Genomic DNA, 14367 nt, shown 5'->3' with positions numbered 1-14367 from the left:
ATATTGTGAGTGTTTTTTCAACAAGGGAGTTGTGTCTCACTCACTTTCCTTTTCTTTTGTCGACAACTTTAAAAGGGGTGCTTGTTAATATGCGGGTGTTTCCAGCTGTGTCGGATAACTTTCCTTTAAACTGATAGGTTCCTTCTTTTGTATAGACATTATTGGATATCTTTCCATCCCAGGTAATTGTATGACTTCCTTTTTGATAATGCCGCAACGCCTCTAGTTTTTTTATAGTGTCACCTTTTGAATTGATAATGGAAATAGTAGAAGCAACCGATTCATTCTTGGTGATGGTTGTGGTGATTGTAGAAGCCCCAGTCACTTTTAAAACTGTGCTTGAATTTTTCATGGTTGCTTTAGGGGCTTTAGTATCCACGACTACCTTAAGTATCTTCTTTTTTCCTTTATGTTTATCCGTATCAAGTAGTGAAGCTTGGAGCGAATAAATCCCATCCTTCGCCTGCTTATTGCTATTAGTTTTTCCATCCCAGAAAAGTGTGTTCTTCCCACCTTTGAAAGTCTTGGATTTTGATAGGGTATCTATTTTCAAACCGGTGCTATCCACTAGAGTTGATGTTAATACAGCAACCTTGTTCAGATGAAAAGGAACTTCCAATTGATCGCCTCCAAGTGGGGAATAACTAATTGATTTCTGATTGAAAGTAAGCTCAGGTGTTACATCTTCTTTTACCATGACATACGTGCTTTTGGAAACACTATGTTTCTTGTTGGAAATCTTCACAGTGACTTTCACTTTCCCGGAAGGAGCATAGGAGCCATTATCCAATTTCCCGTCCCACTTCGTTGAAAAGGCCTGCCCGTCCGACTTTTTATTCGTCACAAGTTTCCGGATGGGTTTATTGTTGGCATCATGAATGAAAATGGATATACTCGTTCCCTTTTTTGCCTTGAACGAAAGGGAAAGGGAAAGGGAATTCGTTCCGTCTTCGATCAGTGTTTGGCTGGATGTCGTCAGCTTTGATAACGGTGCCGGAGTATGGGTCAATGCGTTATAGGCATCGACACGGCCATATCCATAGAAATCATCTCGGCCCATTACTCCAAGGTCCTTACTGGATGTTTGTAAGATATCCATCACTTCTGTTGGAGTGAGAAATGGGTTCTTTGATAAAACCAATGCAGAAACGCCACTGACTACTGGAGCAGCCATGGATGTCCCGCTCATGACATCATAGGAATTCCAAGGAACAGTGGAGTAGATATCCAGACCAGGTGCAGCTAAATCGATAGATGTACCATAGTTGGAGAAATCAGCTTTCTTATCTTGTTTTGTTGTGGCGCTGACGCCTAATACATGATCTAAAGCAGCCGGATACTGTTCGGTCTTTGTGTCCTCGTTGCCGGCTGCAGCCACGATGAGAATCCCTTTCTTCCACGCGCTCTGTATGGAGTCATCCAATACCTCTGTATAATCTTCCATTGTCAGGCTCAGATTGATGATATCGGCCCCTGATTTAACCGCGTAATCGATTCCATCGATAATCGTGAAAATATCCGCCTCATTTTCACTGAATACGTTGACCGGAATAATCTTGACGTTGGGAGCGATTCCAGCGATTCCCTTTCCATTTAGGGAAGCACCGATAATGCCGGCAACATGGGTACCGTGGTCATTCGAAGGGAGCGTTTTGTGGCTCCCGGTAACAGCATTGAATGGATAGATGATGTGGTCTTTCAGTTCAGGATGAGTGGCTTGGATGCCAGCATCAATGACGGCCACTTTAATGTCTGGCGATCCTTTGGTGAGGTCCCACGCTGTATCCATATTTATTTTCTTTGCGTACCATTGTTTGGAGTTACCCGAATCTGTAGGAATATAGCTCGTCCTCACTTTATAGTTGGGCTCTACCACCTCTACCTCATCCCACTTTTTAAGAGAGCTGATAGCCTCTTGCCTATCCATTCCTTCATGGAGGGAAATGAGGGTGAAGTTTCCATCTTGGACGGTTTGGAGTTCTTTTGCTTGAATGCTCTGTAATATGGATTCTTTTACGTTATAGGTAGTCTCCTTATCGAACTTAATGATTAGTTGTTCAGTTTGATAGATTGTCGTGGAATGTTTATCATTCGGCTTCGCATTCATTTCGGAGCCATAGGCATGTGACCAGTCCGTCGAAAAGAATAGAAGGATAAAGAGCATGGGAATGCATTTTTTCATTAACATATTCCTCCTGAGTTGTTCTAGAAGATTCATATCTAAATAGTATCATGGATTGAAGGGTAACCTAGTATTTTCCTTTTAAGAAGTATGTCGAATCACCTCTAAAAATGTCTGTGAGTGATTTAACCTAGGTCGTTAGTACCTTATTTTATGCTAAAATTACTCATTTTTATTAACAATTTATGTATATATGCGATATTATTAACAGTATATCGATAAAATTGGACTAGGGGTGAGTTAATTATCAAAACGAAGTGGTTAATGGTTGGCGTAGTTACCTTAGGATTGGTGTTATTTTCAAGTGGAGGACTTCCAGTGACGACTGCTGAGGCCAGCAGTGGTAAATGGAGCGTAATGTATTATCCGAAACTTGACTTCAAAGGAACCGCCGTCAAAAAGACGGTAAGTGATATCAATTTTGCCTGGGGCACTAAATCCCCGGCAGCAAAGATTCCGGTCAATATATTTTCCGCTAAGTTGACGAAAACGCTTACGGTCAAAGAGGGCGCGAAATACCGTATCTCCGGAAAAGCGAATGATGGTGTCAGAGTCTATGTAAATGGTAAGAAAAAAGTAGACTATTGGAAAGAGGGGTCTCATTCATTTAAGAAGGACCTTATGTTGGCAAAAGGAAATCATAAGGTGGAAGTGCAATATTATGATCAAAAGGGCAGTGCCTACTTGAATTCCGACGTTGAAAAGGTACCGGAGACCATTCCAACAGACAAATGGACAGGCTTGTTTTTTCCAAGTTCTAACTTCACGGGAACACCAGTAAGTACCACGGCTAGTAATCTGAAATTTTCTTGGGGTTCAAAAGTACCCGTCGGTAAAATAGCAAAAGGTACATACTCGGCCATCTATCAAAAGAAAGTGGTCGTGAAAAAAAATACGAAATACGTATTGATGGGGAAAGCGAATGATGGCATCCGCATTTATGTGGATGGAGTAAGGAAAGTGAACGAATGGAAGGACGGCACGCGCAACTTCGAAAAGAACCTTACGTTGAAAAAAGGGACTCATACGATAAAAGTAGAATACTATAATAAGAGTGGCAGTGCGCAATTACAAGTCGATCTTAAGGAATTGGAAAAGGTTACACCGTTAGAAAGATGGGCAGTGACCTTATATGGTAACCAGGACTTGACGGGGAACAAGGTCTATCAAAGTGCCGCTACATTGGATTATGATTGGGGCACGAAAAAGCCAGCCACTGGAATCCCGACGAATCATTTTTCAGCGATATTCGAGAAACGGACAAAGCTGACGAGCACGGGTACGTATATCTTATCAGGCGGTGCTAATGACGGGATACGGGTATATGTAGATGGAACGAAAAAAGTAGATCAATGGAAAAATGGAACACATCCTTTTAACATAGAGATGAAATTGGATGCAGGCATTCATGTCATCAAAGTGGAGTACTATGACAATACGGGGTTTGCTAAAGTTAAGGTTGATTTAAAAGAGGAAACGAATATAACCAGGGCAGCTGAGACGGGGTATAATGTGACCTTTGCTTCGGCCTTGTCGAAGCAAATGTCGACTAACCCGCAAACGGATAAAAAATATGAAGCATTCATTCCTGCAAGCAGTGTGAAACTTGCCTCGACGAAGACGAGCGGGACAACGAAGGAAAAGGTAAACATCATTACAATCGACTCCAGGAAATTAGGTTCGTTATCGAAGAACGCGAAGGTGACGATCCAAGACAATAAAACGATCGATAAGAAGAAATATTATAAGATAGCAACGGGATGGGTTAGTGCTTCCCAAGCTGATACGAAGTATTATATGGATCCGAGTAATTTTACGAAATCAGATACGTCTTATTATCAATTTGCTAAACTATCAATGTTTTCTGCACTGAATGAAAGTGAAATCAATCAAAAAATCCTCCAAGATAAGGGGATCATGAAAAATCAAGCAAGTTCATTTTTAGAGGCCGGATTCAAGTATGGCGTGAACGAAATCTATCTCATCTCCCATGCTAACCTTGAAACGGGAAGAGGGTCCTCAAGGCTGGCTACGGGAATTAAAGTGAAAACGAAAAAGGATAGCAAAGGCAACATCGTTTATGCAGCCAATAAGGAAAAAGAGATTGTTGTATTGGCGGATGATGCGAAGGATTATGAAGCCAGGGTCTACAATATGTACGGAATTGGCGCCTATGATAGCTGTGCTTTGGAGTGCGGTGCAAGAAGGGCATTCAATGAAGGCTGGACAACACCAAGCAAGGCCATTGTGGAAGGAGCGCAATTCGCGGCGGAAAACTATATTTATGCTGGTCAGGATACGCTTTATAAAATGAGATGGAATCCAGATCAGTTAGTGGAGAAAGGCTATGCCACCCATCAATATGCCAGTGATATTGGCTGGGCGGTTAAGCAAACGGATAATTACGCAAAGCTATATTCTCTACTCAATAGTTATACGGTCTTATATGATGTTCCAAGTTATAAATAAACGAAAAAGGTACCCGGGCGGTACCTTTTTTTCGTTTATTGAACATTGGATGAGGCGATATACCAAGTCGTTTTCGAACCTGATACTTGGACCTTGTACCAATTGAACAAGTTGGCGGCATTGTTGTCCTCTATGGAGCTTTCTACAATCTTGAATGTCGTTCCCTTTTTAAATGTTTGCTTTTTGGAACTGGTTGTCGAAGGCTCATTTCTAAATAGCGTATCCTTCTTTAACGTGAATGAAGCTCCTTTTTTATAGAGCTGAGCGGATTGTATTTGTTTAGGTGTTTGATAAGACAGCTTATTTTGGAAATTCAGGATGTTGTCGTTCACCTTGATATCTACATCATCTTTGGTGAAGACATAAGGATTTACAAAGGCTTGTTGATTAATTAAATGATAGACCTTCGCCTGATAGGGAGCATTTGCAGCCGGGTGGTTCCGTTCGGATAGACCGTTATAGGCCATGATGGCAAAGTACCAGTTTTCAAGAATGTCTGTTTTATAGTGATTGACCTTAGGCAAAACAGGCCTCTTCGCATTAGCATAGTCCCATTTTTTTAATAGAATCTCCACGCCGGCCTGAATATTATACTCCGTATCATACTTTACTTTATCCCAGTCATAGCTTTTATCTTCTTTGGATTGGGGCGTGATTTGCATGATTCCATACCCATTATCCGAACTTGTGAATACGTCGCCGGCATTCGTGAATTGGTGCCACTTTCCATTCTCCGTTTTGGCAATGGCTTTAACAACCTCAGGTGGAATGTTCTTTTCGATTGCCTTCTTCGTTAGTAAGGTTTTTAATTCTTTCGTGCTTAGAAACATGTCGGACATGATGGTCGTTAGTTTTTGCTCCAACAAGTTTCTTTCAGAAGGAAGGGCTTTTATCTTTTTCATAATGGAATCACGAATTTGCGGGACCTTTGCATCTGACTTTCCCCGAGAGATAAGGCCATCTACCTTATCATAGTCAGATTGAAGGGCCATCCATTCGCCAAGTTGATCTTTCTTAGAGAATTCCTTCTTGGCAAGGTCCTTCTGAATGGCGCTAAATTCCTTCTTCAGCTGTGCTTTTTGTTTTGCATTGGAAATCGTATCGATATGCAGAATCACCTTTTTATAATTTGGGAGGATCTTTGCGCTAGTAGCATTCATATGTTTCTTGGTATCGTTAATGGCCTGTTTCACGGTCGAAACCGTTTGTAGCGTACTTTTATGCTGTTCGACAGGCTTGATATACAGTGACTTCATTTTTTCTTTTGTCTTGGTTCCTTTTACCTGAGTGACCTTACTGGATTGCTTATCGAAGGTGGCTACAAGGGAAAGGTATGCTGTATGAGCGGATTGAGAGTAGGGGCCGGTTTTCAAAGCCTTTTCTAGGTTCACCCTTTTTTTGTCTATTTCTTTTCCGGCTTTAACTGCAGTGATATATACCTTTCCAATGTCTACTTTTGTCTTCACTTTCTTTAGACGGTTGTTATACTTGGTTTTCGCCTTGCCATTGGATAGCTTATTGACTTCCTTTTGAGCGATTGCATACTTGCTGTTTGCCGATTTATATTCTTTTTCGGGTAGGTTTTTCCCGGTCGCTTTACCAGGGAGATAACTCAGCGTATATAAAGTGGACGCTGCCTTTTCCGCATTCGTAACAGCGGTCTCCGTTTTGGAAACGGCATGCGTTGAACTTGGCTGTAGAATGGCAACGAAGAGAAAAAGGGTACAGAGGGTAAGAAAAAGTTTTTTAGCTTGCATCAAGAAATGGAACCTCCTAGTAAAATAGTCTGTGTTACTAGTATTCTACCAGAAAATATATGAATTTACATAAAAAACCACCACGTATTTAATGGAGTGGTTTAAAGAGTCTATTTTCCAGAGGAAAAAAGGAAGTCGACCAGTTTTTTGCTCGAATTCCCGGTTGAATATTGATTCCATTTTTGCTTGAAGGGTTCGACTTTTTCTAACTGGTAATCAGCTGTACGAATTTTCTCGAGAAGTTCTTCTGTTGTTTCGACGATGGGTCCTGGCATCGAGGACTCATAATCTTCCCAGAATCCACGCTCTTCTTCGTATTCTTGCAAGTCATAGGCAAAGAAGATCATGGGCTTTTGTAAAAGGGAAAACTCAAACGGAATCGATGAGTAGTCCGTTATGAGAAGGTCGGTGCTTACGAGAAGCTCGTTCACGTGAAAATCGCCGGTAACGGGATACACGAATCCAGGAAACTGATGCATGACATTATGTTCAGCTGTTACAGCTGGATGAAGCTTGAGCAATAACGCGTAATTTTCACTTTGTAACTCTTTGTAAAGCAAAGCTAAATCGAGTGCAATCTTTCCCGAGACTAAGTCGGCATTTCGAAAAGTTGGAGCATACAAGATGATTTTCTTATTCTCAAGTTCGGGATATTTAGTTAACAGTGCCCGTCTTGCGTCCTGCTTTGCACCTTCATTAAAAAAGAAGTCGGTACGCGGAATTCCTGTTCTGATTATATGGGAATCCGGTAACTGAAAACTTTCCTGATAAATCCCGGCCATTTTATCTGAGCCGGTCGTGACATAATCGAATTGTTGATAGACGCTTAAAAAACGTTTTCTGGCCCTAGCTGAACGATCTACAATCGAAGGGTCCTTGGCGCCGAATTTCTTGACGGCACCGGCCGCATGCCAGACTTGTACAAGGCTTACAGGCTTTTTGAAGGTTACTGTCGAGAGAAAACCAAAATAGTTATCCATAATGATCCATTTGGATGTAGCCAGATGATAAATGGACCGGATTAAGGCAATAATATTCTTGGTCTCAAACGGAAGGACGATGGTTGTCCCATCGTCCTTTACTTGTATATGGCTGCCTGCCTTCGTTAGAATAACTTTTCGGGAAGAAATGTTTTGCTTGTCCATTTCATCTTTAATGTACTGGCAGTTATCTCCGAATGTAGTGACGAAAGTTGTTTTATTTCTTAATGGAAATAGCTTGAAAAGTGAGAATAGAACTTTGAAACCTAATAAATAAATCTCTATCGCAATTTCCCTAGCCATTTGTAACTTTTAAAAGGTCATCTTTGATTTGGGAAGTAGATATTCCGATAGTTCTTGGCAAGTATACGACTTCACAAACTTCAGCTAATTCATCGAATTTGCCTTTCCAATCATCGCCCATGACAAAAACATCTACACCTTCACGAATGATATCTTCTCTCTTTTGTTCCCAAGTATTTTCCGGAATGACTTCATCTACGTATCGTATGGATTCAAGAATCATTTTCCTGTTTTCAAAGCTATGGTAAGATTTTTTATCTTTTAATGCGTTAAATTCATCCGTGGAAATAGCAACGATTAAATAATCTCCTAAATCTTTAGCGCGTTTAAGTAGATTAATATGTCCCCAATGAAGTAAATCAAAGGTTCCGTAAGTTATAACTTTTTTCATGATTTTCTCCTCCTGTACTTGTGAATTTATATATTTAGCAGAAATCTGAATGGTCAAATAGTAAGGAATCAATAGTAAAGCACTATTCTTAAACTTTTTAGATAGTAAGCAGTACACCTAATTATACCTTATTAAATTTACAATTGAACCACAAAATTTTTACAATCTTGTTGAAGATATAACATATCTAATCAACTTGGATATAATTTTACATTTTTTCCTGACGTAATTCAAAAATTTCTATTTCTAAGTTATGATGGTATTACTTGAAAAGTGGATTTTAAGTATTTCTTAAGTGGAAGAATTATGGGGACTGCTTCGTTGAACTTCGTGTTTTTATAATAGTCGCAATATTCTTTATATTAGTTTGGGAGGAGAAAAGATTACGGATGCAGAATAGTTTACTAAAAAATAGAAAGATAATTAGTGTGCGCTTAGATAAAGATGCTTATTGCATTGAAGTGGTCATTAAGCAGACGTACTTGGAAGGTGTGGAAGATTTCTTTTTTGTTATAACGAATAGATATAATGAAGATAATAGTATGTACTTGGATTTTGTGAAAAAGGATCAACTAAATGACTTTGATTTGTTTGAAATAATGGTGCCATTCAGTTCAGATATAGAGAAGCTCGTTGAAGGCGAAATATGGGACCTTCATATTTTAAGGATATTGGATAATAACGAGGTTAAGTCTAGAATTAAAAGCAAAGGGCACGAGTTAAATCTGTATTCCATTGTACAAGAAGACCTAGAAAAAATGGTTTATCCTTATACTACTAAAAAGGGGAATTTTTCTTTTTGTGCGAGTGATTATAAACTATTTTCTATGTTCGATGAATTACATGTAAAAAAGGATGGAACTATTCAATTTTCTGGTTATTTTAATTATCCACCATTATTTCAAATAAACGGTTATGAGTTTGGTCAGATGACGCTGCTCGTTAAGGATAATTTAACGGAAAATGAAAGGATGGTTCCTTTAAAAAGCGTAAATCGCGCTGAACAGGGCAAAAAGTATATCGGAAGTAAATTACCCGAAAATATAGGTTTTCAAGGTGAAGTTAATCTCCTGGAGGAATTAGAGTTAGAACAAGTTAAGCACTTTTCGTTTTACATGGTGCTTGATTATAAAATCAATGGTGTTCAGAAACAGCTGTTGAGTTTAAGAATGAAATGCAATTCGGTTCAAGGTCTTCCTGTTAGATATATTTTAAAGGTGAAGGACAAAAAGGTACAGCTGCGAATTAAATCGACAAAAGTCTCAGAGTACTTATCTCTTTCCGTTTCCCGTTATAACCTCAAAGCTGAGGTTGTTCAAGGGATTAAAAAGAGATGGGTGAAAATTCGTAGAAGCAAGCGGCTTATAAGCTGGTACAAAGCTGCTTTCACAGTTATCGGGATGTTGGTGCCAACCAATAAGAAGCTGGTGGTATTCGAGAGTTACCACGGAAAGCAATATAGTGATAGTCCAAGGGCTATTTACGAATATATGAAGGAACATTGTCTGGATTATAAGCTGATTTGGAGTGTGAACCGTGCTTCTATGAACTATTTTGCTCAAAAAGACGTCGAGTATGTTAGACGATTTTCAATACGTTGGCTTCTAATTATGACGAGGGCGAAATATTGGGTGAATAACGTTCGGTTTCCGATATGGCTTCCAAAGCCGAAGCACACGATTTACGTGCAAACATGGCACGGTACGCCACTTAAACGCCTAGCTATGGACATGGACGCAGTACATATGCCTGGAACAAATACCAGTAAATATAAAGTGAACTTCTTAAAAGAGGCAGGTAAATGGGATTACTTAGTGTCACCAAATGCCTATTCAACGGAAATTTTCCAACGGGCGTTTCAATTTAATAAGGACGTGATTGAATCAGGTTATCCGCGTAATGACTTCCTGAAGAACTCTAATAACGAAGAAACAATAAATGATCTTAAAAGGAAATTCAATCTGCCACTTGATAAAAAAATTATTTTGTATGCCCCTACGTGGAGAGATAATCAGTTTTACAGGAAAGGGAAATACAGATTCAATCTAGAGTTGGATTTAATGCGAATGCGTGAAGAGCTGGGCGACTCCTATATTACTATTATGCGTATGCATTATTTAGTGAGCCAAAATATGGACCTTACTGAATTTGAAGGCTTTGCGTATGACTTTTCCCACTTAGAAGATATTCGAGAATTGTATGTAATATCGGATATCCTTATAACTGATTATTCATCTGTATTCTTTGATTATGCAAACCTAAGAAGACCGATAATCTTCTTTACATATGATCTTGAAGATTACCGTGATAACTTAAGGGGATTTTATTTTGATTTTGAAGAAAAGGCACCGGGCCTTCTGACAAAAACGACAGAAGAGCTTATTGCCGGTGTGAAAGATATTCAAAGTAGGCAATTTAAGGTAAGTGAACGATTTGAAGAATTTTATGAGAAGTTTTGTTATCTTGAATGTGGACAATCAACTAAACGTGTCGTAGAGGCATTTGTGCAAACGGAGAAAGTGACCATGGATGTGGAACGTGAATGACCCCGCTGTTTTGACAGCGGGTCTTTTTAATTTGAAAACAATGTCCTTTCGGTGGATTATTACATAGTACGTGTTTTGGTGATACTTTCTGATTTCTACTTTAGTATGTACAAATTTTATTGAGTAATTACTTTAAATGTCTGTCTTAGTGATTTACATTATATAATGTACTCTTCTGCATAGAGTTAATTACTTAGAAGGCAAACGACATATCTTAAATGAGGATCCGCCTGGCTAATTGGACCTTATTATCATCAACATTGAGAAAAATATGAAAAAAGTTTATGATTTTAAAGTATATATTTTAAAATAGTTCTTTTTAAATAATAAATTATAGGTGGTTCGCCATGATAAACAAGCTTTTTAGAATAGGGAAAGCAAGAAAATCTCCTAAAATTAAATTAAAACAAAGTCTGACCATTACCCAAGATAAAGATTTTGTATTGATCAAAGGGAAGTTCTCTAAAGAATATTATTGTGCAAAAGAACTTTGGCTTTTTTCTAGAGAAGATGAAGAAAAAAAAGTAAAAATAGCTGAAACTGTTATTTCATCTGACTTTAACTTTGAATTGAACCTGAAACATTTAATCCAAAGTTTACAAGAGGATGAACCAGCTGTTTATGACTGTTATATAAAGGTCACCGTTCCTGTTGAACTGATTGGAGAAAAGACATTATTCAAAGTGCAGCATGGGGCCGACTGTGTAGAAGTTGATGGGCATTTAAATATTGAATATCTTATTCGACTTGGCCGTTTCCAGGAGACGAACATTGGTCAATTAGATTTTTATAACAATAAAGATAGACAATGTATATTCTCTATAACTAAAAAAGGGAATTTGTCTCTTTATATGAATGTCACACCTAATACTTCGATAAAATCTCAAATTGAAAAAATAATCAATAAACCAAAAATGATGCTTATCGATGGTCAAATCTTCACTAGACATTCAAAAATTTTATCTGGAGAAGGTGTAATCAAAGGACGACAAAGCGATCAAGAGTATAAGGCAGATATTTCTTTTATATATAACCAAGAAATGAATATAAAGAAGTTTGGTCTGAATCGCTATATATATAATATTAAATTAGATCTGGAACAAATAGTAAGTGAATCCTTAGAAGATGATGTATATGATATTTATATGAGGCTGCAGTTACATGATCAGGAAGAACCGAAGCTGGTCCGTATTGGGAGACCAACGACTCGAGCTAAATTATTTACTAAACAGACCAACGTTAGTAGAAATCGTACCGTTGCGATTATCAATCCGTACTATACGTTTAAAGCTTCCAATCTGTCTTTAGAAGTGTTTAACTTCCCGAAAGATACGTATGAATATCTAAGAAGGAAAATGGGATGGAGAAGATTCCTGAATGTATTTAAACAGAAGAAAGATGTCTGGCTGATTGGTGAAAGAATTTATAAAGCACAGGATACAGGATATCATTTCTTTAAATATATGAGAGAGAATCATCCGGATAAAGAAGTTTATTATGTGATTGAAGAAGGCTCTGTTGAAGCTAAGAACGTAGAGCCACTTGGAAATGTACTCTACTTCAAATCCAAGGAACATATTAAAAAGACATTGGAATCGACACGTGTTATTTCTTCACATCATCCAGATTATTTATACCCTCTAAGAACGTCTACCTTTAAAAAGCGGGTTAAGTCGATTAAAGTCTTTCTTCAACATGGTGTAATGGGCACAAAAAATATGGTGGCTAATTACGGGAAGAACTCAACATCTGGTTTCAAAACGGATATTTTTCTAGTGAGTTCAGATTTTGAAAAGAATATGATTGTTACAGATTTTGGCTACAATGAAAAAGAAGTGTTTGCTACGGGTTTATCTAGGTTTGATTCCCTTTTTAATAATGATGTATCAGTAAAACGACAACTGTTGATTATTCCAACTTGGAGAGATTGGATTACATCCGATGAAATCTTTTTGGAAAGCGAGTATTTTGAGCGTTATCAGGAATTAGTAAATCATCCGTTTTTACATGCTCTTTCTAAGAATTTCGGCTTTGAAATCATATTTTGCTTGCACCCCAATATGCAGAAATTCACTTCTTATTTTAAAGATGCCCCAGTAAGGGTGATTAGTCAGGGAGAAGTGGACGTTCAAAGGTTAATTAAGGAAAGCTCGATTATGATAACGGATTATTCTAGTGTGGCCTTCGACTTTAGCTTCCTTCATAAGCCAGTGATTTACTATCAATTTGATAGAGATCGTTTCATAGGGAGAAGACCATCGCATTTGGATTTAGATAACGATCTTCCGGGTGAAATCAGTAATGAATTGGATGAACTGCTTGCTATACTTGATAAGTATGTCAAAAATGATTTTACAATGGAGAATAAGTACATTGACAGAGCCAACCGCTTTATTAAATATCGTGATGTTCATGCTAGTGAGAGAATCTTTGAAGTCATTCAAAATGTAGGCAAAGATGAAAAGACGGCAGTGAAAATTTACAATCATCCGGTTAGCAAGCTCTTAATGAATCGTTTTAGAAAGAGTAAATATTACTTCCCTGTTATGAAGAAAGTATATAAAATCATGTCTAAAACCATTCCAGTTGATCAAAATCTTATTCTTTTTGAAAGTGGAATCGGGAAGCAATATTCCGATAGTCCTAAGTACATTTTTGAAGAACTAGTGAAAAGGGATAATAACTATAAAAAGGTTTGGGTTTACAACAGTAATTTACCTCTGAAGGATAAGAATACTATACGGATAAAACGTTTAAGTCCGGAATATTATTATTACTTAGCGAAAGCAGGCTATTGGGTAAATAATCAAAACTTCCCTACGTATTTAAGTAAAAGGAAAGAAACTACTTATATACAGACATGGCACGGTACACCTTTGAAAAAAATGCAATTCGACATTGAAAATATTCAAGGTAGAGATGATGGATATTTAAATCGAGTGCACAGTGCAACAAAGACATGGGATTACTTAGTGTCACCAAGCTCGTATGCCTCTAATGCCTTCAGGAGTGCATTCCGTTATGAAGGAGAAATATTAGAAACTGGCTACCCGAGGAATGATCTGTTTTATAGAGAAGACGTTTCAACGATTGCTAATGTTGTAACAGATAGATTGAAGTTACCGAAAGGGAAAAAGGTTATCCTGTATGCTCCTACTTTCCGGGATAATCAAACCTCAAAAAATAATAAATTTACATTTGATTTAAATTTAGATTTAGAGAAAATGAAAGAAGCACTTGGGGATGAATATGTTCTATTACTAAGAATGCACGTAGTGATTAGTAACAAGCTCAAAATTCCAGAAGGGTATGAAGATTTTGTTATAAATGTGTCCAAGTATTCAGATATACAGGAACTTTACCTAATTAGTGATATATTGATAACTGACTATTCATCAGTCATGTTTGACTTTGCTAATACGGCTCGTCCAATTTTGTATTACACCTATGATCTGGAAGATTACAGAGATAATATCCGTGGATTCTATATTGACTTTGAAGGTGAAGCACCAGGGCCATTCCTTAAAACGACTGAGGATATTATTGAATCCATTACCAATATTGATGAAATCAATAGGCAATATGAAACAAGATATAGTTTATTTAGAGAAAAGTATTGTGGAATAGAAGATGGACAGGCAGCGAAAAGAATCGTTGATAAATTCTTTGATAATTGATTCCTTAAAAGGGTATATAGTACAATAGCTGTTTTATTGAAATATGTACTTTAGACTTAAAA

The 14367-nt window shown here is 37.7% G+C and carries 7 protein-coding genes; 3 read left to right on the top strand and 4 right to left on the bottom strand.

Annotated elements, in window-relative coordinates:
- Positions 1-40 precede the first annotated feature (40 nt).
- On the bottom strand, positions 41-2182 hold the full coding sequence (locus ACQKL0_RS01630) for a S8 family serine peptidase (protein ID WP_427685867.1): 2142 nt from the start codon (positions 2180-2182) through the stop codon (positions 41-43).
- Positions 2183-2500: 318 nt separating this feature from the next.
- On the opposite strand from ACQKL0_RS01630, the gene ACQKL0_RS01625 reads away from it, so the two are divergent.
- Positions 2501-4651 (top strand): PA14 domain-containing protein, encoded by a 2151-nt coding sequence (locus tag ACQKL0_RS01625; protein WP_427685866.1) that lies wholly within the window; start codon positions 2501-2503, stop codon positions 4649-4651.
- A gap of 35 nt (positions 4652-4686) precedes the next feature.
- Here ACQKL0_RS01625 and ACQKL0_RS01620 read toward each other — a convergent pair whose 3' ends face one another.
- The 3 genes from ACQKL0_RS01620 to tagD form a co-directional block, all read right to left on the bottom strand.
- Entirely contained in the window at positions 4687-6408 is a 1722-nt protein-coding gene (locus ACQKL0_RS01620) for a transglycosylase SLT domain-containing protein (RefSeq protein WP_427686044.1), read from the bottom strand.
- A gap of 110 nt (positions 6409-6518) precedes the next feature.
- Positions 6519-7691 carry a CDP-glycerol glycerophosphotransferase family protein gene (locus ACQKL0_RS01615; RefSeq protein WP_427685864.1) on the bottom strand — a complete coding sequence of 391 codons (1173 nt, stop codon included), beginning with the start codon at positions 7689-7691 and terminating at the stop codon, positions 6519-6521.
- Positions 7684-8082 carry a glycerol-3-phosphate cytidylyltransferase gene (gene tagD / locus ACQKL0_RS01610; RefSeq protein WP_402954698.1) on the bottom strand — a complete coding sequence of 133 codons (399 nt, stop codon included), beginning with the start codon at positions 8080-8082 and terminating at the stop codon, positions 7684-7686. Before tagD ends, ACQKL0_RS01615 begins: the two co-directional genes overlap by 8 nt.
- Before the next feature lie 389 nt (positions 8083-8471).
- On the opposite strand from tagD, the gene ACQKL0_RS01605 reads away from it, so the two are divergent.
- Positions 8472-10628: a CDP-glycerol glycerophosphotransferase family protein gene (locus tag ACQKL0_RS01605; protein WP_402954695.1), complete on the top strand. Its 2157-nt coding sequence runs from the start codon at positions 8472-8474 to the stop codon at positions 10626-10628.
- 347 nt (positions 10629-10975) lie between these two features.
- A complete protein-coding gene (locus ACQKL0_RS01600; protein ID WP_427685861.1) occupies positions 10976-14305 on the top strand; it encodes a CDP-glycerol glycerophosphotransferase family protein in 3330 nt (1109 codons plus the stop codon).
- Positions 14306-14367: the final 62 nt, after the last annotated feature.

The organism is Peribacillus sp. NPDC097264 (assembly GCF_050277925.1).
Lineage (GTDB): Bacteria > Bacillota > Bacilli > Bacillales > DSM-1321 > Peribacillus.
Note: the sequence above shows the minus strand (reverse complement) of the source record. Positions and strands in the feature narration are given on the sequence as shown.

What these genes read in the sequence shown, in the direction of transcription:
- ACQKL0_RS01630 (WP_427685867.1), bottom strand. Translation starts at nt 2,182, where the DNA reads ATGAAAAAATGCATTCCCATGCTCTTTATCCTTCTATTCTTTTCGACG.
- ACQKL0_RS01620 (WP_427686044.1), bottom strand. Translation starts at nt 6,408, where the DNA reads ATGCAAGCTAAAAAACTTTTTCTTACCCTCTGTACCCTTTTTCTCTTC.
- ACQKL0_RS01615 (WP_427685864.1), bottom strand. Translation starts at nt 7,691, where the DNA reads ATGGCTAGGGAAATTGCGATAGAGATTTATTTATTAGGTTTCAAAGTT.
- tagD (WP_402954698.1), bottom strand. Translation starts at nt 8,082, where the DNA reads ATGAAAAAAGTTATAACTTACGGAACCTTTGATTTACTTCATTGGGGA.
- ACQKL0_RS01605 (WP_402954695.1), top strand. Translation starts at nt 8,472, where the DNA reads ATGCAGAATAGTTTACTAAAAAATAGAAAGATAATTAGTGTGCGCTTA.
- ACQKL0_RS01600 (WP_427685861.1), top strand. Translation starts at nt 10,976, where the DNA reads ATGATAAACAAGCTTTTTAGAATAGGGAAAGCAAGAAAATCTCCTAAA.